Origin of the sequence: Pseudomonas sp. CFSAN084952, assembly GCF_009648855.1 — a bacterium.
GTDB lineage: Bacteria > Pseudomonadota > Gammaproteobacteria > Pseudomonadales > Pseudomonadaceae > Aquipseudomonas > Aquipseudomonas paracarnis.
Map to the genome: position 1 here is coordinate 3,002,525 of NZ_CP045767.1, position 23,559 is coordinate 3,026,083.

28 protein-coding genes are annotated in these 23,559 nt (G+C 61.6%); 18 read left to right on the forward strand and 10 right to left on the reverse strand.

Annotated features, from left to right (window positions below; genetic code table 11):
* Positions 1-4 precede the first annotated feature (4 nt).
* From lpxK to GH769_RS13295, 4 genes are all read right to left on the reverse strand, one after another.
* Positions 5-1,015, reverse strand: coding sequence for a tetraacyldisaccharide 4'-kinase (lpxK, locus tag GH769_RS13280; protein WP_032902859.1), 1,011 nt, complete (start codon positions 1,013-1,015; stop codon positions 5-7).
* Positions 1,015-1,443, reverse strand: a complete 429-nt coding sequence (locus tag GH769_RS13285; RefSeq protein WP_153649780.1) for a biopolymer transporter ExbD — start codon at positions 1,441-1,443, stop codon at positions 1,015-1,017. The genes lpxK and GH769_RS13285 overlap by 1 nt, the downstream gene beginning before the upstream one ends.
* The gene (locus GH769_RS13290) at positions 1,440-2,075 is read right to left on the reverse strand and encodes a MotA/TolQ/ExbB proton channel family protein (RefSeq protein WP_003192043.1); all 636 of its coding nucleotides are present in this window, start codon (positions 2,073-2,075) and stop codon (positions 1,440-1,442) included. Before GH769_RS13290 ends, GH769_RS13285 begins: the two co-directional genes overlap by 4 nt.
* 108 nt (positions 2,076-2,183) lie before the next feature.
* Positions 2,184-4,409, reverse strand: a complete 2,226-nt coding sequence (locus tag GH769_RS13295) for a ComEC/Rec2 family competence protein (RefSeq protein WP_256670321.1) — start codon at positions 4,407-4,409, stop codon at positions 2,184-2,186.
* Positions 4,410-4,544: 135 nt separating this feature from the next.
* Between GH769_RS13295 and GH769_RS13300 the strand changes: the two genes are divergently transcribed.
* Positions 4,545-5,060, forward strand: coding sequence for a DUF2062 domain-containing protein (locus tag GH769_RS13300; protein ID WP_003192045.1), 516 nt, complete (start codon positions 4,545-4,547; stop codon positions 5,058-5,060).
* A gap of 3 nt (positions 5,061-5,063) precedes the next feature.
* Here GH769_RS13300 and GH769_RS13305 read toward each other — a convergent pair whose 3' ends face one another.
* Positions 5,064-6,422: a sensor histidine kinase gene (locus GH769_RS13305; protein WP_032902857.1), complete on the reverse strand. Its 1,359-nt coding sequence runs from the start codon at positions 6,420-6,422 to the stop codon at positions 5,064-5,066.
* Entirely contained in the window at positions 6,409-7,137 is a 729-nt protein-coding gene (locus GH769_RS13310) for a response regulator transcription factor (protein ID WP_032902855.1), read from the reverse strand. Before GH769_RS13310 ends, GH769_RS13305 begins: the two co-directional genes overlap by 14 nt.
* Positions 7,138-7,342: 205 nt before the next feature.
* On the opposite strand from GH769_RS13310, the gene GH769_RS13315 reads away from it, so the two are divergent.
* The 4 genes from GH769_RS13315 to GH769_RS13330 all read left to right on the forward strand — a co-directional run bounded on the left by GH769_RS13315 (position 7,343) and on the right by GH769_RS13330 (position 12,054).
* A complete protein-coding gene (locus GH769_RS13315) occupies positions 7,343-10,096 on the forward strand; it encodes a response regulator (RefSeq protein WP_019816717.1) in 2,754 nt (917 codons plus the stop codon).
* Positions 10,097-10,151: 55 nt separating this feature from the next.
* Positions 10,152-11,141, forward strand: coding sequence for a 2-hydroxyacid dehydrogenase (locus tag GH769_RS13320; protein WP_020302959.1), 990 nt, complete (start codon positions 10,152-10,154; stop codon positions 11,139-11,141).
* Positions 11,142-11,212: 71 nt separating this feature from the next.
* Positions 11,213-11,653, forward strand: a complete 441-nt coding sequence (locus GH769_RS13325; RefSeq protein ID WP_003192054.1) for a hypothetical protein — start codon at positions 11,213-11,215, stop codon at positions 11,651-11,653.
* Complete coding sequence (locus GH769_RS13330) at positions 11,650-12,054, forward strand: META domain-containing protein (RefSeq protein ID WP_014718883.1); 405 nt, start codon at positions 11,650-11,652, stop codon at positions 12,052-12,054. Before GH769_RS13325 ends, GH769_RS13330 begins: the two co-directional genes overlap by 4 nt.
* A 132-nt stretch (positions 12,055-12,186) precedes the next feature.
* Here the strand turns inward: GH769_RS13330 and GH769_RS13335 are convergent, their stop codons facing one another.
* Entirely contained in the window at positions 12,187-12,648 is a 462-nt protein-coding gene (locus GH769_RS13335; RefSeq protein WP_003192057.1) for a TlpA disulfide reductase family protein, read from the reverse strand.
* Positions 12,649-12,763: 115 nt separating this feature from the next.
* On the opposite strand from GH769_RS13335, the gene arsC reads away from it, so the two are divergent.
* Genes arsC through GH769_RS13350 form a run of 3 tightly spaced genes read left to right on the forward strand, consistent with a single transcriptional unit; the run spans position 12,764 to position 14,116 of the window.
* Positions 12,764-13,117 carry an arsenate reductase (glutaredoxin) gene (gene arsC, locus GH769_RS13340; protein ID WP_014718884.1) on the forward strand — a complete coding sequence of 118 codons (354 nt, stop codon included), beginning with the start codon at positions 12,764-12,766 and terminating at the stop codon, positions 13,115-13,117.
* Positions 13,114-13,728 (forward strand): NAD(P)H:quinone oxidoreductase, encoded by a 615-nt coding sequence (wrbA, locus tag GH769_RS13345; RefSeq protein WP_014718885.1) that lies wholly within the window; start codon positions 13,114-13,116, stop codon positions 13,726-13,728. The genes arsC and wrbA overlap by 4 nt, the downstream gene beginning before the upstream one ends.
* Entirely contained in the window at positions 13,712-14,116 is a 405-nt protein-coding gene (locus tag GH769_RS13350; protein ID WP_032902853.1) for a DUF2069 domain-containing protein, read from the forward strand. Before wrbA ends, GH769_RS13350 begins: the two co-directional genes overlap by 17 nt.
* Before the next feature lie 125 nt (positions 14,117-14,241).
* Here the strand turns inward: GH769_RS13350 and GH769_RS13355 are convergent, their stop codons facing one another.
* Both GH769_RS13355 and ttcA read right to left on the reverse strand, forming a co-directional pair.
* Complete coding sequence (locus GH769_RS13355; RefSeq protein ID WP_014718887.1) at positions 14,242-14,913, reverse strand: DNA-3-methyladenine glycosylase I; 672 nt, start codon at positions 14,911-14,913, stop codon at positions 14,242-14,244.
* A gap of 67 nt (positions 14,914-14,980) precedes the next feature.
* The gene (ttcA, locus tag GH769_RS13360) at positions 14,981-15,805 is read right to left on the reverse strand and encodes a tRNA 2-thiocytidine(32) synthetase TtcA (protein ID WP_014718888.1); all 825 of its coding nucleotides are present in this window, start codon (positions 15,803-15,805) and stop codon (positions 14,981-14,983) included.
* Positions 15,806-16,167: 362 nt separating this feature from the next.
* Here ttcA and GH769_RS13365 point away from each other — a divergent pair, with 362 nt between their 5' ends.
* From GH769_RS13365 to GH769_RS13375, 4 genes are all read left to right on the forward strand, one after another.
* Positions 16,168-16,770, forward strand: coding sequence for a Yip1 family protein (locus GH769_RS13365; protein WP_014718889.1), 603 nt, complete (start codon positions 16,168-16,170; stop codon positions 16,768-16,770).
* A 128-nt stretch (positions 16,771-16,898) separates the two neighbouring features.
* Entirely contained in the window at positions 16,899-17,393 is a 495-nt protein-coding gene (locus GH769_RS13370) for a SprT family zinc-dependent metalloprotease (protein WP_003192067.1), read from the forward strand.
* 141 nt (positions 17,394-17,534) lie between these two features.
* On the forward strand, positions 17,535-17,837 hold the full coding sequence (locus GH769_RS29450) for a transposase (protein ID WP_372242393.1): 303 nt from the start codon (positions 17,535-17,537) through the stop codon (positions 17,835-17,837).
* A gap of 8 nt (positions 17,838-17,845) precedes the next feature.
* Positions 17,846-18,670, forward strand: a complete 825-nt coding sequence (locus GH769_RS13375; RefSeq protein WP_032901718.1) for an IS3 family transposase — start codon at positions 17,846-17,848, stop codon at positions 18,668-18,670.
* A gap of 62 nt (positions 18,671-18,732) precedes the next feature.
* Here the strand turns inward: GH769_RS13375 and GH769_RS13380 are convergent, their stop codons facing one another.
* Positions 18,733-19,908 carry a CaiB/BaiF CoA-transferase family protein gene (locus tag GH769_RS13380; RefSeq protein WP_032902852.1) on the reverse strand — a complete coding sequence of 392 codons (1,176 nt, stop codon included), beginning with the start codon at positions 19,906-19,908 and terminating at the stop codon, positions 18,733-18,735.
* A gap of 157 nt (positions 19,909-20,065) precedes the next feature.
* Here GH769_RS13380 and tusD point away from each other — a divergent pair, with 157 nt between their 5' ends.
* The 6 genes from tusD (at position 20,066) to GH769_RS13410 (ending at position 23,502) form a co-directional block, all read left to right on the forward strand.
* A complete protein-coding gene (tusD, locus tag GH769_RS13385) occupies positions 20,066-20,458 on the forward strand; it encodes a sulfurtransferase complex subunit TusD (protein ID WP_003192069.1) in 393 nt (130 codons plus the stop codon).
* A 1-nt stretch (position 20,459) separates the two neighbouring features.
* Positions 20,460-20,810 (forward strand): sulfurtransferase complex subunit TusC, encoded by a 351-nt coding sequence (gene tusC / locus GH769_RS13390; RefSeq protein WP_032902851.1) that lies wholly within the window; start codon positions 20,460-20,462, stop codon positions 20,808-20,810.
* Positions 20,810-21,088: a sulfurtransferase complex subunit TusB gene (gene tusB / locus GH769_RS13395; RefSeq protein ID WP_020302956.1), complete on the forward strand. Its 279-nt coding sequence runs from the start codon at positions 20,810-20,812 to the stop codon at positions 21,086-21,088. The genes tusC and tusB overlap by 1 nt, the downstream gene beginning before the upstream one ends.
* Positions 21,085-21,420, forward strand: coding sequence for a TusE/DsrC/DsvC family sulfur relay protein (locus GH769_RS13400; RefSeq protein ID WP_014718893.1), 336 nt, complete (start codon positions 21,085-21,087; stop codon positions 21,418-21,420). Before tusB ends, GH769_RS13400 begins: the two co-directional genes overlap by 4 nt.
* Positions 21,417-22,418 (forward strand): glycosyl transferase family protein, encoded by a 1,002-nt coding sequence (locus tag GH769_RS13405; protein WP_014718894.1) that lies wholly within the window; start codon positions 21,417-21,419, stop codon positions 22,416-22,418. Before GH769_RS13400 ends, GH769_RS13405 begins: the two co-directional genes overlap by 4 nt.
* 88 nt (positions 22,419-22,506) lie before the next feature.
* A complete protein-coding gene (locus GH769_RS13410) occupies positions 22,507-23,502 on the forward strand; it encodes a glutathione S-transferase family protein (RefSeq protein ID WP_032902849.1) in 996 nt (331 codons plus the stop codon).
* Positions 23,503-23,559 lie beyond the last annotated feature (57 nt).

The following is a 23,559-nucleotide window of genomic DNA, read 5'->3' on the forward strand; positions in this document are numbered from 1 at the left end:
CGTTTTAAGGCAAGAGACGGTTGGGCAGCAGACGCATCAGCTGCATGTCGAACCAGGCGACGAACGCCGGCGACGGTACCGCATCCACCGCAAGGTACCACCAGTCGGGCTGGGCAAAGGCGCGGCACTTCACCGCGTCCTTTTCGGTCATGACCAGCGGCAATGACGGGGTAAAATTCAAGACCTCGGCGCTGTAGGGCGCGTGGTCGGCAAAAGCATGGGGTAGCGGCTGCCAGTGTAGCGTTTCAAGGGTATTGAAGAAACGTTGCGGGTTACCTATGCCGGCCACCGCATGCACCTGCTGGCCCTGCGCAAAGTAGGTGACCGGCTGGCGCTCGCCGCTGTGCAGGTTGACCAGCGCTGTGGGCAGCAGGCGAAAGGCAAAGCCATCTTCACGGTCCGAAACGGCACCGTTATAAAGTACCCCGTCCACACTCTTCAGACGATCCACCGGTTCACGCAACGGCCCGGCTGGTAGGCACCGGCGGTTGCCGAGGCCGCGGGCGGCATCGATCAGCACCAGTTCAAGATCGCGAGCCAGGCGGTAATGCTGCAGGCCGTCATCGGAGAGGATCAGGTCCAGGGGTTCACTGGCCAGCAGTGCCTTTACCGCACGACTGCGATCAGGATCGATCATCAGCGGTACACCGCTGCGCTGCACGATCAGCAAGGGTTCATCACCGGCCACCTCGGCACTGTGGCCGGCCTCCACACGCCACGGCAGCTGCGGCGGCTTGGCACCGTAGCCTCGACTGACCACTCCTACGCGCAAACCGCTGCGGCGGCAGTGCTCGATCAACCACAAGATCAACGGCGTCTTGCCGGTGCCCCCCACCGTAATATTGCCCACCACGATCACTGGCACAGACGACTGATAAATCTCGCCCTCGCCCGCCACGAAGCGCGCACGCTTACGTTGAACCACACGGCGATACAACGATTCCAGCGGTCGCAGCAACATTAGTGCTGGATGACCTTCGTACCATGCCTTGAGTAAACGGTCGGAGATGGCCATCAGGGCAGGCTCGCCGCCTCGACAGTGGTCATGCGCAAATGGCTGAAACCGAGCTTGCCGGCAGCGTCCATGGCGGTGATCACGGCCTGGTGTGGGGTTTTGCCATCGGCGCTGATGGACAGCGGCAACTGGGTGTCGCCACCAGACTCCTTCTGCAACGCCTCCATCAGGCTGGCAAGGTCATTTTTCTCCAGCAACTGGTTATTTACCGAAAACACCCCTTCGGCGCTGATAGCGATGTCCAGCTGCTTGACTTGCTGGTCTTCGGCAGGCGAGCCACTCACCGCTTCAGGCAGGTCGACACGCAACTGGGTTTCCCGGGTGAAGGTGGTGGTCACGACAAAGAACAGCAGCAGGATAAACACCACGTCGATCAACGACGCGAGATTGATATCAACATTTTCCCGTTGCTTACGGCGAAATTTCACGCTTTGCCCTCGACCAGGTCTACATCACGGTCGCCCTGCACCACTTCTACCAGCTTGATGGCTTCCTGTTCCATACCGACCACCAGCTCATCAATGCGCCGCTGCAGGAAACGGTGGAAAAACACCGAAGGGATACCCACCATCAAGCCCGCAGCAGTAGTGATCAGGGCCTTGGAAATGCCCCCGGCCAATACCGACGCGTTGGTGGTCATGCCCGAGCCCGTGAACGCGCTGAAGATATCGATCATGCCCAGGACCGTGCCGAGCAAACCGAGCAACGGCGCCATGGCGGCGATAGTGCCGAGGGCGTTGATGTAGCGCTCCAGTTCATGAATAACCCGGGCGGCCGCCTCTTCGATGCACTCCTTCATGATCTCGCGACCATGCTTGGAATTGGCCAGGCCGGCGGCGAGGATTTCACCCAGTGGCGAATTGGCACGCAGCTCTTTGAGCTTTTGCTTGTCGAGCTGCTTGTTCTTGATCCAGCCCCAGACCTGCCCCAGCAAGTGCTCGGGGGTGACGCGACTGGCGCGCAGGGTCCACAGGCGTTCGGCGACGATGCCGAGTGCGACGATGGAGCTCAGAATGATCGGCAACATCATCCAGCCGCCGGATTTGACCAATTCCCACACAGTGAATGTCCCCTCGAAAAAGTGCGCCACTTTACCATATAGGGTCAACAGAAGGGTTCACCGGCTACAGGTCCGTCTGTCGCGGTTCGAGACCTTGGCAACGCCTGATTACGGTAACGGTTCGCGCCAGAAACGACGTTCGCTGCGCGCAACCGTCGCAGGCACAAACGCCCCCAGGCGCAGGCGCACAGCGCCCTGTTCGGCGCTGTCATACACCCGGCTGCCCAGTGCTTGGTAGCGTTCGAGGACCTGCGGATGAGGATGGCCAAACGTATTGCTGCGACCGCGGGAAATCAGCACAGAGGTGGGCGCCAACCGTTGTACGAAAGGCCAGGACGAAGAACTTCGGCTGCCATGGTGCGGGGCCTGCAGCCAGTCGGTCGGAACCGCCAGCGGGGAAGCTAGAAACGCCTGTTCTGCAGCGCGGTCAATGTCGCCGGTGAGCAGCAGGCGTTCGCCATTGGCCTGGACGTGCAGCACGCACGACCTCGGATTGCCCTCAAGCCCACCCGCCCACTGCCACAGTTCAAACCACACCCCGTCCCATTCCCATCGCTCGCCGCTGGTACAGGGCTGGGTGGCGAGAAAGGCTGGCAAGCCCTCGGTTTCGCCGCCCACCACGCGTTTGACGGGCAGCCCCCGAGCCACTGCTGCCGCACCACCGGCGTGATCGGCGTCGGCATGGCTGAGCAGCATCATGTCCAACTGCCCTACCCCGCGTTTTTTCAACGACGGCAACACGACGCGCGCGCCGAGGTCGACAGGCCCCGAGCGCGGCCCGGCATCGTAGAGCAAGGTGTGATGACGGGTGCGCAGGATCAGTGCCTGCCCCTGGCCGACATCCAGTTGCAGCACCTCTACCTGTCCGTGGGGCACCCACTCCCGGGGCGGAAAAACGGCCATCAACAGCATGGGCCAGCCCAACACCCGGAACGGCACCCCTTTGGGCAGCAGTAACACCACCGCGCCCATCAGGCTGACCAGCCAATACCCCAGCGGCACCTCGGGCGGCACCCAGGCCGGCAATTGCCCGGCCAGCAGCGCCAGGCCCTTGAACAATCCGTCCAGCGCGCCGCCGGCCAGCCACAGCACACCTTCTCCCGCCAGCGGTACCCACAACAACGCCGTGCCCAGCAGCGCCAAGGGCAACACCACCAGGCTGATCCACGGCACGGCAAACAGATTGGCCACCGGTGCGCTGAGGCTGATGGGCAGACCCAGCACCAGCAACACCGGAAACAAGCCAATGGCAATCAACCACTGAGGCCGGGTCCACGCCTGCCAGACGCTCCATGGCCCCAGGCGCCCGCCGAACGCCAGCAACAACACCGCGACCGCCGCAAACGACAACCAGAACCCTACCTGCAGGCTGGCCAAAGGCTCCAGTACCAGCACGCCGTTCAGCGCCAGCAGCAATGGCCACCACAGCCCCAAATGGCGGAAACGCAGACGCCACAGCAACACCAGGCCGACCATCACACAGGCCCGCTGCACCGGCACACCAAACCCCGCCAGCAGGCCATAACCCAACGCTGCGCCAAAAGCCAGGCCGCACGCCCACGGCAGCCACGGCCAGGTTCGTGGCCAGCAACCATAGCGCGCCAATACCGCGACAAAGCCGTAGATCAAGCCCGCCAACAAGCCGATATGCTGCCCGGAAATCACCAGCAGATGCACCGTGCCCGTGTCCTGCAACACCTGCCAATCCTCAGGCGCCAAGCCGGAACCGTCGCCCAATACCAACGCCGCCAAGCCCGCCTCGCGGCCTTGGGCATCCACCGCCATCACGCGCTGGCGAACAGCATCGCGCCAGGCATTGCGGGCCGGTGCGAGACGTTCACCGTCTTTCACCGTTGCAGTGGCACCGATACGCTGGGCCAGCAGCCAGGCTTCGTGGTCAACTCCATGAAAATTGAGCAGGCCCGCAGGCCGCTTGAGTGTCAGCGCCAGGCGCCAGCGCTCGCCGCTGTTCACCACTGGCCCGCCGTGCCAGGACACGCGGATACGCTTGGGCAGCCGCCCCTTGCGCAACCGGCCGTCGGCCAGTTCAAAGCGCACGCCCGTACCCATCTGCTGGGGCAAGCCGACCACACGCCCCTCCACCCAGCGAGTCTGCCCGTCCAGGGCCGGCTGCAGTCGATCATCCAACGCCCGCTGCGCGCTGAAGCAAGCCCAGCTCAACCCCACCAGGAAGAAGGCCAAGGGATAGGACCGAAAAGGCAACAGCATCAAGGCCAGCACCAGCATGGCCAATAGCACGGTGCCGGGCGGCAGGGCCGGCAACCAACGCAACGTCAGCAACCCCAGCGCCAACGCCAACATCCCTGTCTTCATGGATCATCCTTTTCCCGTGATCCACTCAGTCTTAGCCGGCTGAACGACAACGCCTATGATGTTTTGTCACAAAGTCTGAATTTTCTGTTTATAGAATCCGGGCATACTTGCCCCTCGAATTGACCTGGACCCCATATGCCCCGGCGCTTATTCAAACGGTACATGCCAGACCCCAGCAGTATCAGGGAACACAAGTCATTACAGTTTCTTGGCACGCTGCTGCATGACCCCAACCTCTGGCACCTGAACCGGCACTCCGTGGCGCGCGCCATGGCGGTGGGTTTATTTGCGGCGTTTATCCCGATTCCGTTGCAGATGTTGCTCGCCGCAGTGCTCGCGATCTCGGTGCGCGGCAATATGCCTATTGCCATCAGCCTGGTGTGGTTGACCAACCCCATCACCATGCCGGTGGTGTTCATCTGCACCTATATGACCGGCGCCTGGCTGATGAACGTGCCGCCACGCAGCTTGCCCGATAACCTGACGTGGGAATGGATCAGCGGCCAGTTGAGCACCCTCTGGCAGCCGTTCCTGCTGGGTTCGGTGGTATTGGGGGTGGTATTGGGCGCCCTGGCCTATTGCCTGACCATGGCGTACTGGCGCTGGTGGGTGGCGCACCAGTGGAAAAAACGCAAACTGCGTCGGCGCTGAGCGCTAACGGGCCAGCAAGTGCAAATGCACCCGCAGACCCTGCCCGGTGTTTTCTGCCCATAAGCGACCGCCCTGGCGCTGCACTGCGTTGCGGGCAATGCTCAGGCCCAGGCCGAAACCGCCATCGCCGGGCCGCGAGCCGTCCAGGCGGGTAAAGGGCGCGAAGATGCGCTCCAGATCATCCTCAGCAATCCCAGCGCCCTGATCCTGCAGCCAGATATGCCAATAGTCCCCCTCCCGACAGCCGTCGAGTTGCACCCAGCCGCCCTGGGGCGAGTGGCGTACGGCGTTGCGCAGGATATTTTCCAAGGCCTGGGCCAGTGCATTCAGGTTGCCGCGCACCCAACTGTCCGCCGGTAACAGGCACGGCAAGCGCGATGCGGGCCAACCGCTTTCAAAACACGCGTTCTCGCGCAATATGTCCCATAACGCCTGGAGCTGAATATCTTCCTGGGGCAGCGGCGTTGTTTCGCTGTCGAGCCACGCCAGTTGCAGGCTGTCTTCCACCAGGCGCTGCATCGCGTCGATTTCCCGGCCCAGGCGCTCGCGCAGTTTGGCCAGGTCTTGCTCACTGTCACAGGCCACCCGCAAGCGGCTCAAGGGTGTGCGCAGTTCATGGGACATATCGCGCAGCAACTGCTGCTGCAAACGCACGGTGCCCTGCAAGCGTTCGGACATATGGTCAAAGGCGCGGCCCAACTCGCCCAGTTCATCCTGGCGGCTGGTGGCATCGCGAGACATCCGCGTATTGAGTTGGTCCGCACGCCAGGCATTGGCCTGCTCGCGCAATTGATTGAGGGGCATGATCAACAGCCGGTAGAGGCCGATGCACAGCAACAGGGTAAACAGGCCGGGAATCACACCATTGGTGACCACCCGCCAGAACAGTTGATAGCGCCCTGGCATAAAACGCTGCGGCAGCTCGATCACCAGCGACCCCGCGCCAGGGTCGACCGGAAACGGCACCTTCATCCAGGGCAGGCCAATGACATGCCGGCTGACCGGCCAATCCAATCCGCGCAAAAACGTCAGGCGCTGGCTTTCCTTGTCACTCAAGGGCGTGCTGCCCAGGGACTGTAGGTCGTTACCGATCACCCCCACCCAAGTGCTTTCGCGCTCGGCCATCCGCCGCAGCCAGGCGTCCACGCCGGCGCTGCCTTGAGTGCTCCACGCCAGCTCGGCACCCGCGGCATAGCCAGTGAGAATCTCCCGCGACTTGTCCGACAGGTAAGCGCTCTGCTGCTCCATGTAGCGGCCCCAGGACCAACTGAGCCAGATCATCAGCAAACAGAAGGCGATCAACAGACAGGCCAGCTTCCAGAACAACGAGTGCCTGCCGGGCAATCGCTCAAAGCCCTTCATCGTGACCGCTCAGCACGTAGCCCTTGCCCCATACGGTGCGTACTTCACGCTCGATGTAACCGATGGCCTTGAGCTTGCGGCGGATCTGGCTGACATGCATGTCGAGGCTGCGGTCATGGGGCGCATACCCGCGCTGCAACACCTGCTGATACAGGAAGGCTTTGCTGAGGACTTCTTCGGCATTGCGGTGCAGGGTTTCCAGAAGGCGGTATTCGCTGCGCGTGAGCCCGGCCCACTGGTCCTGGCAGGACACATCGCAGCGTTCATCATCAAAGTGCAGCACCCGGGCATGTTCAGGGACCGAGGCGCGCGGCGGCTCGGGCCGGCGATCCAGGGCAACGCGGCGCAGGATCGCTTCAATTCGCACGCACAGTTCAACCATGCTGAACGGCTTGGGCAAATAGTCGTCCGCGCCCAGGCGAAAACCGCTGATACGGTCGGCTTCAGCGCCCAGGGCCGACATCAGGATCACGGGCATGGCGTGGCTCTGGCGCAAATGGGTGAGGATCGACAAACCGTCCAGCCCCGGCAGTAGAATGTCCATCAGCACCAGGTCGAAGGCCTGGGCGCGGGCCAGTTGCAGGCCCTGCTGACCGTTCCGGCACCAGGTCACCTGGAAGCCACTGCGGCCAAGCTGCTCGTGCACATAGGCGCCCAACACCGGGTCGTCTTCGATGGTCAGGATACTGGGTAGGCCAACTGCTGCGGGAGTCATTAGCGTCTGCAAGTCATTCTCAATCACTGATTATTCAAGATTAAACGTTCACAGGCAATCGCCACCCGGCGCCGAATGGCCCGAAGATTGCCGCATGTCGTTAATTTGCAAGATTCCGGGCCGCGCAAATGGCTACACTGCGCAGGTGGCGCGGGCCGGATGCCGGCGTGGATGATTGATAACAACGTGGTAGCAGGAGAGTGGCGTGCTTAGAAGAATGGGGATAAAAGGCCGCGTACTGTTGCTGACCTTATTACCGACCAGCCTGATGGCGCTGTTGTTGGGCGGCTATTTCACCTGGATGCAACTCTCGGAGTTGCAGACCCAACTGCTGCAACGCGGCGAAATGATCGCCGAGCAATTGGCACCCTTGGTGGCACCCGCGCTGGGCCATAAGAACACCGACCTGCTGGAGCGCATCGCGACCCAGTCCCTGGAGCAGCCGGATGTGCGCGCCGTGTCGTTCCTGGCGCCCGACCGTTCGTCCCTGGCCCATGCCGGTCCGACCATGCTCAACCAGCCGCCCACCGGCAACAGTTCGCACCTGTTGCAGCGCACCGGCAATGACGCCACTCGCTATCTACTGCCGGTGTTTGGCCGCCATCGCAACCTGGCGGGCGAGTTGATTCCCGATGAGGCCGACCGTCTACTGGGTTGGGTCGAAGTGGAGCTGTCCCACAATGGCATGTTGCTGCGCGGCTATCGCAGCCTGTTCGCCAGCCTGCTGCTGATCGCCATCGGCCTGATGTGCACCGCCGCCCTCGCCCTGCGTATCAGCCGCACCATCAATTCGCCGATTGGCCAGATCAAGCAAGCCGTGACCCAGCTCAAGGACGGCAACCTGGAGACACGCCTGCCACCCTTGGGCAGCCAGGAACTGGACCAACTCGCGTCGGGCATCAACCGCATGGCCGAAACCCTGCAAAATGCCCAGGAAGAGCTGCAACACAGCATCGACCAGGCCACCGAAGACGTGCGCCAGAACCTGGAAACCATCGAGATCCAGAACATCGAGCTGGACCTGGCGCGCAAGGAAGCCCTGGAGGCCAGCCGTATCAAGTCGGAGTTCCTGGCCAACATGAGCCATGAAATCCGCACGCCGCTCAACGGCATCCTCGGCTTTACTCACCTGTTGCAAAAGAGCGAGCTGTCGCCGCGCCAGTTGGACTACCTGGGCACTATCGAAAAGTCGGCGGATAACTTGCTGGGCATCATTAACGAGATCCTCGATTTCTCGAAGATTGAAGCCGGTAAGCTGGTGCTCGACAGCGTGCCTTTCAACCTGCGCGACTTGCTGCAAGACACCTTGACCATCCTCGCTCCCGCCGCCCATGCCAAGCAGCTAGAACTGGTGAGCCTGGTGTACCGCGACACGCCCCTGGCGTTGGTGGGCGACCCGCTGCGGCTCAAGCAGATCCTGACCAACCTGATCAGTAATGCGATCAAGTTCACCCGCGAAGGCACCATTGTGGCCCGGGCCATGATCGAGGACGAGCAGGAAGACAGCGTGCAATTGCGCATCAGTGTGCAAGACACCGGCATTGGCCTGTCGAACCAGGATGTGCGCGCCCTGTTCCAGGCATTCAGCCAGGCCGACAACTCGCTGTCGCGCCAGCCCGGCGGCACCGGTTTGGGCCTGGTGATTTCCAAGCGGTTGATCGAGCAGATGGGCGGCGAAATCGGCGTCGACAGCACGCCGGGTGAAGGTTCGGAATTCTGGATCAGCCTGAACCTGCCCAAGACCCGTGACGACGTCGAAGACCTGCCCGCCGCGCCGCTATTGGGGCGTCGTGTGGCCGTGCTGGAAAACCACGAACTGGCGCGCCAGGCCCTGCAACATCAGTTGGAAGACTGCGGCCTGGAAGTCACGCCGTTCAATACCCTGGAAAGCCTGACCAACGGCATCACCAGTGCGCACCAGACCGAACAGGCCATCAGCCTGGCGGTGCTCGGCGTCACGGCCAACGACATTCCGCCCGAGCGCCTCAACCAACACCTGTGGGACCTTGAACACCTGGGCTGCAAGGTGCTGGTGCTGTGCCCGACCACCGAGCAGATGCTGTTCAACCAATCGGTGCCCAACCCTAACAGCCAATTGCAGGCCAAGCCCGCCTGTACGCGCAAGTTGCGCCGCTCCCTGGCCGACCTGATCAGCCCGCGCCCTTCGCGCAGCGAACCCGGTGAGCCGTTGTCCAGCCGTGCGCCACGGGTGCTGTGCGTGGACGACAACCCGGCCAACCTGTTGCTGGTGCAAACCCTGTTGGAAGACATGGGCGCCAAGGTGCAGGCGGTGGAAAGCGGTTACGCGGCGGTCGACGCCGTGAAGCAGGAAACGTTCGATTTGGTGCTGATGGACGTGCAAATGCCCGGCATGGATGGCCGCCAGAGCACCGAGGCGATCCGCCAGTGGGAAAGCGAGCGCCACGGCACGCCGCTGCCGGTGGTGGCCCTCACGGCCCACGCCATGGCCAACGAAAAACGCGCCCTGCTGCAAAGCGGTATGGACGACTACCTGACCAAACCCATCAGCGAGCGGCAATTGGCCCAGGTGGTATTGAAATGGACCGGCCTGGCGCTGCGTAACCAAGGCCCGGAGCGCACCCATGAAGGTGCGGCCCAGGGCGTGCAGCTCTTGGTACTCGACCACGAAGAAGGCCTGCGCCTGGCCGCCAACAAGGCCGACCTGGCCGCCGATATGCTCGCCATGCTGCTGGCCTCCCTGGAGGCTGATCGCCTGGCAATTACCCACGCCCGCGAAGCCAATGACAACCATGCCTTGATCGAGCGCGTGCACCGTTTGCACGGCGCCACGCGCTACTGTGGCGTGCCGCAATTACGAGCAGCCTGCCAACGCGCCGAAACCCTGCTCAAGCAGGATGACGCCAAGGCCATGGCCGCGCTGGACGAACTGGACATGGCGATTGCGCGGCTGGCCAGTGAAGCCAGAGTCAGCGCCTGACCCTGTTTTCATGGGCAACGAATCAACAATGTGTAAATTGCAGGGAGCCTTCTCAATGCGCGTCATTCTCTTCAGCAGCCAAACCTACGACCGCGAGAGTTTCCTCGGCGAACCGCTGCCGGCTGGCCTGGAACTGCAATTCCAACCCGCCCGGCTCAACCTCGATACCGTGGCCCTGGCCGAACACCACGAGGTGGTCTGTGCCTTTATCAACGACGACCTCAGCGCCCCGGTGCTGGAGCACTTGGCCAAGGGCGGCACACGCCTGATTGCCCTGCGCTCGGCGGGGTACAACCACGTCGACCTACCCGCCGCCCAGCGCCTGGGCTTGACCATCGTGCGCGTGCCCGCCTATTCGCCCCACGCAGTGGCCGAGCATGCCGTCGCCCTGATCCTGGCCCTCAACCGTCGCCTGCACCGTGCCTACAACCGTACCCGCGACGGTGATTTCAGCCTGCACGGGCTGACCGGTTTTGATCTGGTCGGCAAAACGGTCGGCGTGGTCGGCACCGGTCAGATCGGCGCGACCTTCGCCAAGATCATGGCCGGCTTCGGCTGCCAGTTGCTGGCCTACGATCCCTTCCCCAACCCACAGGTGCAGGACCTCGGGGCCCGCTACGTGAGCCTGCCTGAACTGTTGGCGAAGGCGCAAATCATCAGCCTGCACTGCCCGCTGACCGCCGACAGCAAACACCTGATCAATGCCCGCTCACTCGCGCAGATGCAAACCGGTGCGATGCTGATCAACACCGGGCGCGGTGGCCTGGTCGACACGCCAGCACTGATCGAAGCGCTCAAGCTTGGCCGGTTGGGCTACCTGGGGCTGGACGTCTACGAAGAAGAAGCCCAATTGTTTTTCGAGGACCGCTCGGACCTGCCCCTGCAGGATGACGTGCTTGCCCGCCTGCTGACCTTCCCCAACGTCATCATCACCGCGCACCAGGCCTTCCTCACCCGTGAGGCCCTGGCGGCGATTGCCGGTACCACATTGGCCAACATTGCCGCGTGGGCCGATGGCCGGGCGCAGAACCTGGTCAAGGGATGATCAGCGGTCACATACCAGGCTCATGATAGGCCGGCACCCGTGATAGGATGCCGCGCCTATTTGGAGGATCCATGGCCGAACACGATTTCCGCTTCAGCTTGCTGAGCCCGCAACATACCCTGATCGAATGCCGTGCCCTGGTGCCGGGCCGTTACCAAGTCACCGGCAACGGTGGTTCGATCAAACATGGCGACGTCCTGATCGTCAGCCTGCGCGGCAGTAAAACCCTGTCGATGCGACTGACCGTCGAAGGTGACGCACGCTACTCCATCCGCCCAGCGGGCCAGTGGGTCGCCATGGCCCAAGGGCCGAAGTTCGGCGAACTGGAGATTCACACCTGGAAGGTCAATTGCGACAGCTGCGACGCCGTGCTGGAGTTTGAATTCGCGGTAGAAACCAAGCTGACCAAGGCACCGCTGCAACCGGCCGCCAACGCGCGTATCAAAGAACTGGGCTGGGCCAGCGAAGGCGATAAGCACCGCTGCCCGAAATGCCAGCAGGCCGCGCAATGAAAGGCCCGCTGCTGCTCGCCGCCATCGGCATGGGCCTGGCAGGCTGCGCTGCCGATGGCGCCAAGCTCGAGCGCGACCACAGCTACGTAGTGGAATGGATCGGTGAGCGGCCGTTGATGGACTACGCGCACCTCACCGTCACCCTGGGCGCCGATGGCCGCGCCTATGGCAATGGCGGCTGTAACCACTGGTTTGCGCCGTACACGGTCGAAGGCGACAAGCTCAGCTTCGGCCCAGTCGGCAGCACCCGGAAAATGTGCGCCGAGGCCCTGATGGAGCAAGAGCATCGCTTCTTCCAGGCCCTGCAAGGCGTGCAGCGCTGGGACATCTCGCCGATCGAGCAGACGCGGTTCTGGCCGGCCGAAGGCAAGCCGATCCGCTTGTGGCTCGAAGAAGGCTGATCTAGGCGCACTCTCCTGTATTAACGCGGTGTCCTCTGGTTCTGTGGGAGCTGGCTTGCCTGCGATGCGGACGACGCGGTGTATCAGGTACACCGCAGCGATGCCATCGCAGGCAAGCCAGCCCCCACAGTTTTATCCTTTCAGCGCCTTGAGCTTGGCCAACACCCCTTCCGCTGTCTGCTCACCCATCAACTGCTCACGCACCTTGCCCTTGTCGTCGATGATGTAGGTCACCGGCAATGCCTCGCTGCGCGGAATCTCGAAGATCCCGTCCGGGTTCTGGGCCAGTACCGTGAACTTGATCCCCAGCTTGTCGCTGGCGGCCTTCAGTTCTTCACCCTGCACATTGTCGAAGTTGACGCCGAACACCCCGACATTCTGGCCTTTCAACTGTTCTGCCAGGGCATTGAGCTCGGGGATTTCCGTGCGGCACGGCCCACACCATTCGGCCCAGTAGTTGACCACCAGCCACTGTTTGTCCAGGCGTTCGGCCGCCACTTTCTGGCCATATTGGTCAACGCCGTAATCGTTACCGCAGCCGCTGAGCAGCAGGGTTGTGATGATCGCCAATGCACCGATCAGTCGCCTTGTCATGGGGTATTCCTTCGCAAAAATGAACGTTGGCTGCGGCCTATCGCCTCTTACGGTTTAAGGACAGGCGCCAGCGCAGGTAGAATACCCGCCACCTTACGCAAGATGCGACCCGCACATGACCGATCTGACGCTTTATCACAACCCGCGCTGCTCGAAATCCCGCGGTGCGCTGGAACTGCTGGAAGCCCGCGGCCTCACCCCGACCGTCGTGCGCTACCTGGACACCCCGCTGGATGCCGCGCAAATCGAGGCCCTGCTGAAAAAACTGGGGATCAGCGCACGCCAACTGCTGCGCACCGGCGAAGACGAATACAAAACCCTGAACCTGGCAGACGCCAGCCTCAGCGACACCCAACTGATCGCCGCCATCGCAGCCCATCCCAAGCTGATGGAACGCCCGATCCTGGCAACCGCCGACAAAGCCATCATTGGCCGCCCACCCGAGAACGTGCTGGAGATCCTGCCGTGACTACGCCCTATGTGCTGGTGTTGTATTACAGCCGCAACGGCTCGGTGAGCGAGATGGCCCGGCAGATTGCCCGCGGTATCGAGCAAGGCGGCATGGAAGCGCGGTTGCGCACCGTGCCGGCGATCTCCACCGAGTGCGAAGCGGTGGCGCCGAGCATTCCCGACGAAGGCGCGCTGTATGCCAGCCTGGACGACCTGAAGCACTGCTCGGGCCTGGCCCTGGGCAGCCCGACCCGGTTCGGCAACATGGCCGCGCCGCTCAAGTACTTCCTCGATGGCACCAGCAACCTGTGGCTTACCGGCGCTTTGGTCGGCAAGCCGGCCGGCGTGTTCACCTCCACCGCCAGCCTGCATGGCGGCCAGGAGACCACGCTGATGTCGATGCTGCTACCGCTGCTGCACCATGGCATGTTGATCACCGGCCTGCCCTACAGCGAGCAGGCACTGCTCGACACCCAGGGCGGCGGCACGCCGTATGGCGCCAGCCACCATTCCGGGCCAGACGGTAAGCGCATGCTCGATCAACATGAAATCACCCTGTGCCGGGCCTTGGGCCTGCGCCTGGCCAAGACCGCCACGCTGTTGGAGAACGGCCGTGGCCAGGAAGCCTAAGGTCCTGCCAACACGGGAATGGCTGGCGCCGCGGGTCAAGGTGGCACGCGCGCTGAGCCTGCTGGCGTTTTTAGGCCTGGTGGGCTTGTTGTGCGCGTACTACCTGTTGGTCGCCGACCTGCATGGGGCGCGCCCGTGGGTCATCCTGCTGATCGAGTTGGTGCCGCTGCTGATACTTGCGCCAGGCATGCTGATGGGCAGCGCACGCGGGCATTCGTGGATGTGCTTTGTGGTGAACCTGTATTTCATCAAGGGCGCGCTGGCGGCGTATGACCCGAACCGCCAGTGGTTCGGTGTGCTGGAAATGCTGGCGAGCCTGGCGGTGTTTTGCACGGCGTTGCTGTATGTGCGTTGGCGGCATCAGCTGAACCGGCGACTGGCCGATTGACTGATCATTCCCACGCTCCGCGTGGGAATGCTGCCCAGGACGCTCTGCGTCCCGGGCCTAGTGCAAGGGTGACGCGGAGCGTCACAGGATGCATTCCCACGCGGAGCGTGGGAACGATCAGGTGATCAATGATTCACCGTGTAAGCCAACATCATCGACAACTGACACATCGGCCGCCCACTCTCGGCGTGCCACTGGTTGAAGGCGCCCTGCACCGTCGCCAGGTCGCGCAGGCTGGTCGGGGCCTTGTCGACAATCTTCTGCGCATTCAGCGCCGCCACCACGTCATCGCTTGGCACAAAGGTGTCCTTGCCGACCATGCGCAAAAAGCGCGGCGCCGACAGCCCGCCCAGTTGATGGCCATGCTTGCTCAGGTACTTCCAGAGCCCAACGATGTCAGTCACCGGCCAATCGGCGATAAACGCACCGAAGCTGCCTTTTTCCTGCTCGATATCCAGGATCATCTGCGCATTGCGCGGCACACTCTTGAGCTTGCCCAGGTGGCGGATGATGCGGGCGTCCTGCATCAACCGTTCCAGGTGCTCGGCGCCCATCAGCACAACTTTTTCCGGGTCGAAACCGAAGAACACCTGCTCGAACGCCGGCCATTTGGCATCAACCACGCTGTGCTTCAAACCGGCGCGGAACACCCGCAGCGCCAAGGTCGACAGGTAACGGTCATCGGTGATCTTGCGCAATTGCGCCGGGGTCTTGGGCACCGGCAGATGGGCTTCCAACTTGGCCGCCGAACCGAAGCGGTTCAGACAATATTCGTGCAGCCACTTGTAATCGCGCATGCCCTCTCCTGTCAGTCGAATTGAAAACGGCGCCCGCAAGCGCCGTGTACTAGAGCCTCGGGAAGACTCAGAGGTTCACTACATTGACGAAACGCGATGCGGCGGTCTCATCGATTTTCAAGCTGGTGAAGTCAAACAGGTTGCGGTCGGCCAATTGCGACGGGATCACGTTTTGCAGGCTGCGGAAGATACTTTCGGTACGCCCCGGGGTCTTGCGCTCCCAGTCCACCAGCATCTCCTTGACCACCTGGCGCTGCAGGTTTTCCTGGGAGCCGCACAGGTTGCACGGGATGATCGGGAACTGCTTGAAGTCGGAATAAGCCTGGATGTCCTTCTCGTTGCAATACGCCAGCGGGCGGATCACCACGTTGCGCCCATCATCGGCACGCAGCTTGGGCGGCATGGCCTTGAGCGAGCCGTTGAAGAACATATTGAGGAAGAAGGTTTCGACGATGTCATCGCGGTGATGACCCAAGGCCATCTTGGTCGCGCCGATCTCATCGGCAAAGGTATAGAGCGTGCCACGGCGCAGGCGCGAGCACAGCGAGCAGGTGGTCTTGCCTTCCGGGATCAATTCCTTGACCACCGAGTAGGTGTCTTTCTCGACAATGTGGTACTCCACGCCCAGTTCTTTCAAATAGGCCGGCAGCACATGCTCAGGGAAACCGGGTTGTTTCTGGTCCATGTTGACCGCCACGATCTCGAACTTGATCGGCGCGACCTTTTGCAGGTGCAGCAACACGTCGAGCATGGTGTAGCTGTCTTTGCCGCCGGAGAGGCAGACCATGACCTTGTCGCCGTCCTCGATCATATTGAAATCGGCGACCGCTTCACCGGCCAGGCGACGCAGGCGTTTTTGCAGTTTGTTCTGGTTGACTGTAAGAGTGCCCATGGCGCTTGGATCCGCAAAGGTGTGTGACGAAAAGCGCAGCATTTTACCGGTAAGACTCGCCGAGTTCCAATGTGGGAGCTGGCTTGCCTGCGATAGCGGTGTGCCAGTCAACATCTCTGGTCCGGACAGGCCGCCATCGCAGGCAAGCCAGCTCCCACACTGGATCCCATGAATCCTGACAGACCGCACCGCGATTAGCGTGAGTGTTTACAGCGCAATTTGCTCTAAAGGCCCTACGGTTATTCCGGTCATCCCTTTCTATACTGCGACTTGAGGTCGCACATCTATCCAGACCTTTCAGGCCATTTGGCCCGTGGGCGCTCCGATGGGGGGCGATGGTAATAACGACAGGAGTGACTGGCATGATCCATCACGTCGTGGGGCTGTTTACCCATCCCGACCAGGAATGGCGGGAAATCCGTGGCGATAAAGAAGAAAGCATCAGCCACATGTACCTCACTCATACCCTGATTCTCGCGGCGATCCCCGCCATTTCCGCCTTTATTGGCACCACTCAGGTCGGCTGGGTCATCGGCAACCGCGCCCCGGTGATGCTGACCCAGGAAAGCGCGCTGTGGATGACCCTCATGTCCTACGCGGCCATGCTGTGCGGCGTGGCGGTGATGGGTGCATTCATTCACTGGATGGCCCGCACCTACGACGCCAGCCCAAGCATGGCCCGCTGCGTGGCGTTTGCCACTTATACCGCCACACCCTTGTTTATCGGCGGGCTGGCGGCGCTCTACCCGCATATGTGGCTGGGCATGGTCGTGGGCACTGCGGCGATCTGCTACACGGTGTACCTGCTGTATGTGGGGCTGCCGACCTTCATGAGTATCGACCCGGATGAAGGCTTCCTGTTTTCCAGCTCGGTATTGGCCGTCGGCCTGGTGGTGCTGGTGGCGATCATGGCCTTTACCGTGATCGTCTGGGGCCTGGGCGTCGGGCCGATCTACACCAGTTGAACGAAAAACCCCGCAGGCACGGCCACCGCAAGGTGGCTTTGTGCGTTATGCATGACCATTCGGCGCCTGACAGATTCGGAAACACCCAGCTTTGCGGCATACTGGGCGTCTCTGGAGATATGTACAGCATGCCCGAGCAACTCAATACCCGCGTCGAAGATTGTTTCCTGCAAGCCGAATCCTTTTTCAAACGAAGCTTCAAACGCCCCCAGGTCAGCCTCAAGCTGCGGGGCCAGAAGGCCGGTGTCGCGCATTTGCACGAGAACCTGCTGCGCTTCAACCCTCAGTTGTACCGTGAAAACAGCCAACACTTTCTCAAGCAAACCGTGGCCCATGAAGTGGCGCACCTGATTGCCCACCAATTGTTTGGCGAGCGTATCCAGCCCCATGGCGAGGAATGGCAGTTGATCATGCGCGGGGTTTACGAGCTGCCGCCCGACCGTTGCCACACCTACGAGGTCAAGCGTCGGCAGGTGACTCGCTATATTTACCGCTGCCCGTGTGCGGACAGTGATTTTCCGTTTTCACCGCAGCGCCATGGGCTGGTGAACCAGGGGCGGCGGTATTTGTGTCGGCGGTGTCGGCAGACTCTGGTGTTCACTGGAGAAACTCGGGTGGAATGAGGGCCTCTTCGCAGGCAAGCCAGCTCCCACATCTGGATCTGTGAACACAATCAAAATGTGGGAGCTGGCTTGAACTGGCCTAATGATTTTGGACACTTCAATCGGGCGTTATGATAGCGCCCAAATCTGAGGTGTTTGGATATGCGTAAATCTTATTCGAGTGAGTTCAAGCTCAAGGCTGCCAGCATGGTGCTGGATGAAGGCCAGCCGGTTACTGAGGTCTGTGCCAGCCTAGATATCGGCCCCACTGCTCTACGCCGCTGGGTCGATCAAGTGCAGAAAGAACGCCTGGGTTCGACCCCGGTAGGGGCCAAGGCGATTACCGCTGATCAGCGAGAAATCCAGAGGCTCAAAGCCCTACTCAGGGAGAAAGACCTGGACATTGAAATCCTAAAAAGGGCCAGTGCTCTCCTGCTTTTGGACGCCAAAGATCATTCACGCTGATCGATGAGCTGGACGAGCAATACGGCGTTAAAAGGTGTTGCCGGGCGTTTGGGATCAACCGTAGTAGTTTCTACGCCTGGCGCCAGCGCCAGGGCAGAGCAAATCCTGAACGGGACAAGCTCAAAGCCGCGCTGGTCAAGCACCACAGGGCGTCCAGAGAGTCGGCCGGCGCACGTACTTTGTCCAAGGAGCTAAAAGCCAAAGGGCATCGTATCGGACGTTATATGGCTCGCAGTTTGATGCGCGAAGCTGGCATCGCTAGCCGTCAGCGCAGGCGCCATAAGTACAAGTCGCCGGGCGTTGAGGCATTGGTTGCGCCGCACGTGCTCAAGCGAAAATTTGATGTAACGGCGGTTAACCAGGTGTGGTGTGGCGACGTAACTTACATCAAGGTCGGCAAGCGATGGATGTACTTCGCCGCCGTTCTGGATTTGTACGCTCGGAGGATCGTGGGTTGGTCGTTCTCGATGATTTCTGATGCCAATCTGACCTGCGAAGCGCTACGCATGGCGGTTGAGCTACGCGGCCGCCCCCAGGATGTGTTGTTTCATTCAGACCAAGGTTGTCAGTACACCAGTCATAAATTCCGAAACGAGCTTGTGAAACACGGATTTAGACAAAGTATGAGCCGTAAAGGCGAGTGCTGGGACAACGCCCCCATGGAGCGTTTCTTTGGTAGTTTGAAATCAGAGTGGGTTCCTGAAACGGGCTACAAACTGGAACATGAGGCCCGGGCAGACGTGCAGCGCTATGTCTCGCGCTACAACATCAGCAGGCCTCACAGCTACAACGACTACCGGTCGCCGGTCGCGAAGGAAAGGTTGGTGGCGTGAACCTTAATCGGTGTCCAAGATTACTTGACCAGTTCAGCTTGCCTGCGAAAGCGCCCGCTCAGTCAACCTACAACCTTGGCCTGCCGCAATTGCTCTATCCGCTCAATACCGAACCCCAACTCCGCCAGCACCTCATCACTGTGCGCCCCCACCGCCACCCCAATATGCCTAGGCGCCGGCAACCCCTCGGAGAATTTCAGCGGGCAGGCCAATTGCGCTTGTGTCGAGCCGTCACCCCGGGGCACCTGGCTGACTAGCTCCCGCGCCTTCAACTGGGGATGCTCCGCCGCTTCGCTCAAACTCAACACTGGCTCAACACAGGCATCCACCCCAGCAAACAACTCACACAACTGGTCAAAACTGCGCTTCTCGAACTCCACCTGCAACGCCTGTTTGAGCACGGCCTGGCGTTCGGGCGTCACGCTGTGTGCCGCCAGTTCCGGGCGCCCCAAGGCCGCGCACAGCTGCTGCATAAACCCCGGTTCCAAACTGCCCACCGACATCCAGCGCCCATCGCGTGTGCGGTAGTAGTCATAGAAACTCCCGCCATTGAGCACATGGTTCTCCCACCCAGGCTCGACCCCGCAAGCCAGGTAACCGGCCCCCGCCATGGCGTTAAGGCTGAACGAGCAGTCGGTCATGCTCACATCCAGGTATTGCCCCACCCCGCTTTGCTGCCTGGCAATCACCGCCGCCAGCAAGCCCACCACGGCATGCAGTGAACCGCCCGCCACATCCGCCAGCTGTACGCCCAGGGGCAACGGGCCGGTGTCCTGGCGCCCGGTATGGCTGGCCACGCCGGCCAACGCCAGGTAGTTGATATCGTGCCCGGCGCGGTCCTTATAGGGGCCGGTCTGGCCGTAACCGGTGATCGACACATAGATCAGCCGCGGGTTGATCGCCTTCAGCGCCTCATATCCCAGGCCCAGGCGCTCCATGACACCGGGGCGGAACTGCTCGAGCAGGATGTCATGGCCCTTGACCAACTCACGCACAATCTCCAGCGCCTCGGCCTGCTTGAGGTCCAGGGCCAGGCTGCGCTTGTTGCGATTGAGGTAGGCGTGGCTGGCCGAGGTACCACGATCATGGGGCGGCAATACCCGCAACAGGTCCATCCGTGTGGGCGATTCGATACGCAGCACCTCGGCGCCCATGTCCGCCAGCATCAGGGAGGCAAACGGGCCGGGCAGCAAGGTGGAAAAATCCAACACTTTAAGGGACGCCAAGGGACCTGACATGGGGACTCCAGTTGGGTTGCGAATACTCACAGACTAGGCAGCCGGGCAGCTGCCGGCAATCGTCAGAACGATCAACCACAGTGACCGTTTTGATCACGGCGGGCTTTTTCGCGGCGGCGGCTTTATCATTGGCCGACGTTTGTTGGCAGAGTCTTCCATGAAGTTCGCGATTGCACTGTATAGCGCCGCCCACGCGCCCTCCTCGCGCCGCGCCCTGTTGTTCGCCCAGGCGGCGCTGGCCGGCGGGCATGAGATCGTGCGGCTGTTTTTCTACCAGGACGGCGTGTACAGCGCGTCCAATAACATCGTCGCGCCCCAGGATGAGCAAGACATTGCGCGCCAATGGCGCGAGTTTGTCAGCCAGCACCAACTCGACGGCGTGGTGTGCATCGCCGCAGCCCTGCGCCGGGGTGTGCTTAATGCCGAGGAAGCTGCGCGTTACCAACGCAGCGCGGTCAACCTGGAAGCACCCTGGGCGTTGTCGGGCCTGGGACAATTGCATGACGCGATCCAGGACGCCGACCGCCTGATCTGTTTTGGAGGGCCGTGACATGTCCAGATCCTTATTGGTGATCAGCCGCCAGGCCCCATGGTCCGGGCCGAGTGCGCGGGAAGCACTGGATATCGTGCTGGCCGGCGGCGCGTTCGATCTGCCCATTGGCCTGCTGTTCCTGGATGACGGTGTGTTCCAACTGGCGCCGAACCAAGCGGCCAAGGCCGTGCAACAGAAAGACCTGAGTGCCAACCTGCAGGCCCTGGGCCTGTTCGGCATTGATGACGTGTTCGCGTGCAGCCATAGCCTGACCGCACGCGGGTTGCCGCCGCCTGCCCACGCGCAGGCGCTCGACAGCCAAGCCATTTTCCAGCTGATTGACCGTTACGACCAGGTGATTACCCTCTGATGTCGACTCTACATGTGGTGTCTCATTCCCCGTTTACCGACAGCCGCCTCGACAGCTGCCTGCGCATCTGTGGCACCGAGGACGCTATCCTCCTATGTGGTGACGGAGCCTACGGCCTGCACACGCCCGCCCTGCATACTAAAGGCGTAAAGGTGTTTGTGCTGGCCGAAGACATGCAGGCGCGCAACCTGCCGCTGCCCGACTGGGCTGACAGCGTCGATTACCCAGGCTTCGTGCAACTGTCGATCGACTACGACAAGGTCAACACCTGGCTATGAACACCCTGACCGTCGGCGCACGCACCCTGGAACTGGATAAGGACGGCTACCTCGTCGACCTCAACGACTGGTCCGATGAAGTGGCGAATGCCCTGGCCGCTGCCGAAGCCTTGGAGCTGACGCCGGCACACTGGGAAATCCTCACCCTGCTGCGCCAGTTCTACACCGAATTCCAGCTATCCCCCGCCACGCGCCCGCTGATCAAGTACACCGCCTTGAAGCTGGGCCCGGAAAAGGGCAACAGCCTGCACCTCAACAAACTGTTCAACGGCACTCCCGCCAAACTCGCCGCCAAGCTGGCGGGCCTGCCCAGGCCGACGAATTGCTTATGACCGACTTTGCCCCCCTGACTCTCGTAACGCCCCAAGAGCATCCCTTTGCGCAGTTCGTGCGCATCCTCGGCAAAGGCAAGCGTGGCGCGCGCAACCTCACCCGCGAGGAAGCGCGGGAAGCCATGGGCATGCTGCTCGACGAAAAGGTCGAGGACACCCAGCTCGGCGCCTTCCTGATGCTGCTGCGCCACAAGGAAGAAAGCCCGGAAGAACTCGCCGGTTTCACCGAAGCCGTACGTGAGCGCCTGCACGCGCCAGCGCTGAACGTCGATATCGACTGGCCGACCTACGCCGGTAAAAAGCGCCACCTGCCGTGGTTCCTGCTGGCAGCCAAATGCCTGGCGCAGAACGGCGTGCGCATCCTGATGCACGGCGGCGGCGCCCACACTGCGGGGCGCTTGTACACCGAGCAATTGCTGGACGGCTTGCAGATCCCGCTGTGCCGCGACTGGCAACAGGTCCAGAGCACCTTCGCCCACGGCAACCTGGCATTTATCCCGCTGGGTGATTGGGCCCCACAGCTGCAACGCATGATCGACCTGCGCAACACCCTGGGCCTGCGCTCGCCTATCCACTCTCTGGCGCGCCTGCTCAACCCGCTGAATGCGCGTTGTGGCCTGCAAAGCATTTTCCACCCCGGTTACCAGGGCGTGCATCGCGATGCCAGTGGCTTGCTGGGTGACAACGTGATTGTGGTCAAGGGCGACGGCGGCGAGATCGAGATCAACCCCGACACCCTCAGTCACCTGTACGGCACCACCGGCGGCCAGAGCTGGGACGAAGAGTGGCCCGCCCTCTCAGACCAGCGCCACGTCAAGCCAGCAACGCTTGAGCCCGAGCACCTCAAAGCGCTGTGGCGCGGCGATGTTGAAGACAGCTACCCGCAACTGGCGTTGATCGCCACCATGGCGTTGGCCCTGCGCGGCCTTGGCCACCCACGGCAACAGGCGTTCGAGTTGGCCCAGCAGTACTGGGACGCACGGGATAAATCGATTTAATCGATCATTCACGCCGGTTCTTTGCGCTTTTAGTTCGAACTCATCCCTTTAGACTGGGCTCCAACGCTTATCAGCCAAGGAGCCAGTCATGGGTTTATTGATCGACGGACAGTGGAAAGACCAGTGGTACGAAAGTAGCGCCGATGGCGCTTTCCAACGGGAGCAGGCACAACGCCGCAACTGGGTGACCGCCGATGGCGCGCCAGGCCCGAGTGGTGAAGGCGACTTCAAGGCCGAGGCCGGTCGCTATCACCTCTATGTATCCCTCGCCTGCCCATGGGCGCACCGCACCTTGATTCTGCGCAAGCTCAAGGGCCTGGAAAGCCTGATCGACGTCTCGGTGGTCAGTTGGCTGATGCTGGAAAACGGCTGGACCTTCGACAAGGCCCACGGCTCCAGCGGCGACAACCTCGACGGTTTCAACTTCATGCACCAACGCTACACCGCCGATACCGCCGACTATACCGGGCGCGTGACCGTGCCGGTGCTGTGGGACAAAAAGCTCAAGCGCATCGTCAGCAATGAATCGGCGGAGATCATCCGCATGTTCAACAGTGCGTTCAATGCGCTGACCGGCAATACCCGGGATTTCTACCCCCAAGCCCTGCATTCGACCATCGACAGCCTCAACGAACGCATCTACCCCGCCGTGAACAACGGCGTGTACCGCGCAGGTTTCGCCACCTCACAACAGGCGTATGAAAGTGCGTTTGATGATGTGTTTGCCGAGCTGGATCATTTGGAACAGCACCTGGGCAGCCATCGTTATCTGGCCGGCGAGTACCTGACCGAAGCCGATGTACGGCTGTTCACTACGCTGATTCGTTTTGATGCGGTGTACTACAGCCACTTCAAATGCAACCTGCGGCGAATTGCCGACTATGGGAATTTGTCGAACTGGCTGCGGGAGATGTATCAGTGGCCGGGGGTGGCCGAGACGGTGGATTTCGAGCATATCAAGGGGCATTACTATGCCAGCCATCGCACGATCAACCCGACGGGGATTGTGCCGAAGGGGCCGTTGCAGGGGTTTGATACGGAGCATGATCGGGTGCGGCTGCCGGGTAAAGGTGTCTTTGGCTGATCCGGATCATCGGTTGTAATGAGATGGCCTCATCGGGGGCAAGCCCCCTCCCACACT

Excerpts from the sequence above, each read along its gene's own strand:
- lpxK (WP_032902859.1), bottom strand. The coding sequence starts at position 1,015 with ATGGCCATCTCCGACCGTTTACTCAAGGCATGGTACGAAGGTCATCCA.
- GH769_RS13295 (WP_256670321.1), bottom strand. The coding sequence starts at position 4,409 with ATGAAGACAGGGATGTTGGCGTTGGCGCTGGGGTTGCTGACGTTGCGT.
- GH769_RS13300 (WP_003192045.1), top strand. The coding sequence starts at position 4,545 with ATGCCCCGGCGCTTATTCAAACGGTACATGCCAGACCCCAGCAGTATC.
- GH769_RS13305 (WP_032902857.1), bottom strand. The coding sequence starts at position 6,422 with ATGAAGGGCTTTGAGCGATTGCCCGGCAGGCACTCGTTGTTCTGGAAG.
- GH769_RS13310 (WP_032902855.1), bottom strand. The coding sequence starts at position 7,137 with ATGACTCCCGCAGCAGTTGGCCTACCCAGTATCCTGACCATCGAAGAC.
- GH769_RS13320 (WP_020302959.1), top strand. The coding sequence starts at position 10,152 with ATGCGCGTCATTCTCTTCAGCAGCCAAACCTACGACCGCGAGAGTTTC.
- GH769_RS13325 (WP_003192054.1), top strand. The coding sequence starts at position 11,213 with ATGGCCGAACACGATTTCCGCTTCAGCTTGCTGAGCCCGCAACATACC.
- GH769_RS13330 (WP_014718883.1), top strand. The coding sequence starts at position 11,650 with ATGAAAGGCCCGCTGCTGCTCGCCGCCATCGGCATGGGCCTGGCAGGC.
- GH769_RS13335 (WP_003192057.1), bottom strand. The coding sequence starts at position 12,648 with ATGACAAGGCGACTGATCGGTGCATTGGCGATCATCACAACCCTGCTG.
- arsC (WP_014718884.1), top strand. The coding sequence starts at position 12,764 with ATGACCGATCTGACGCTTTATCACAACCCGCGCTGCTCGAAATCCCGC.
- GH769_RS13355 (WP_014718887.1), bottom strand. The coding sequence starts at position 14,913 with ATGCGCGATTACAAGTGGCTGCACGAATATTGTCTGAACCGCTTCGGT.
- ttcA (WP_014718888.1), bottom strand. The coding sequence starts at position 15,805 with ATGGGCACTCTTACAGTCAACCAGAACAAACTGCAAAAACGCCTGCGT.
- GH769_RS13365 (WP_014718889.1), top strand. The coding sequence starts at position 16,168 with ATGATCCATCACGTCGTGGGGCTGTTTACCCATCCCGACCAGGAATGG.
- GH769_RS13370 (WP_003192067.1), top strand. The coding sequence starts at position 16,899 with ATGCCCGAGCAACTCAATACCCGCGTCGAAGATTGTTTCCTGCAAGCC.
- GH769_RS29450 (WP_372242393.1), top strand. The coding sequence starts at position 17,535 with ATGCGTAAATCTTATTCGAGTGAGTTCAAGCTCAAGGCTGCCAGCATG.
- GH769_RS13380 (WP_032902852.1), bottom strand. The coding sequence starts at position 19,908 with ATGTCAGGTCCCTTGGCGTCCCTTAAAGTGTTGGATTTTTCCACCTTG.
- tusD (WP_003192069.1), top strand. The coding sequence starts at position 20,066 with ATGAAGTTCGCGATTGCACTGTATAGCGCCGCCCACGCGCCCTCCTCG.
- tusC (WP_032902851.1), top strand. The coding sequence starts at position 20,460 with ATGTCCAGATCCTTATTGGTGATCAGCCGCCAGGCCCCATGGTCCGGG.
- tusB (WP_020302956.1), top strand. The coding sequence starts at position 20,810 with ATGTCGACTCTACATGTGGTGTCTCATTCCCCGTTTACCGACAGCCGC.
- GH769_RS13400 (WP_014718893.1), top strand. The coding sequence starts at position 21,085 with ATGAACACCCTGACCGTCGGCGCACGCACCCTGGAACTGGATAAGGAC.
- GH769_RS13405 (WP_014718894.1), top strand. The coding sequence starts at position 21,417 with ATGACCGACTTTGCCCCCCTGACTCTCGTAACGCCCCAAGAGCATCCC.
- GH769_RS13410 (WP_032902849.1), top strand. The coding sequence starts at position 22,507 with ATGGGTTTATTGATCGACGGACAGTGGAAAGACCAGTGGTACGAAAGT.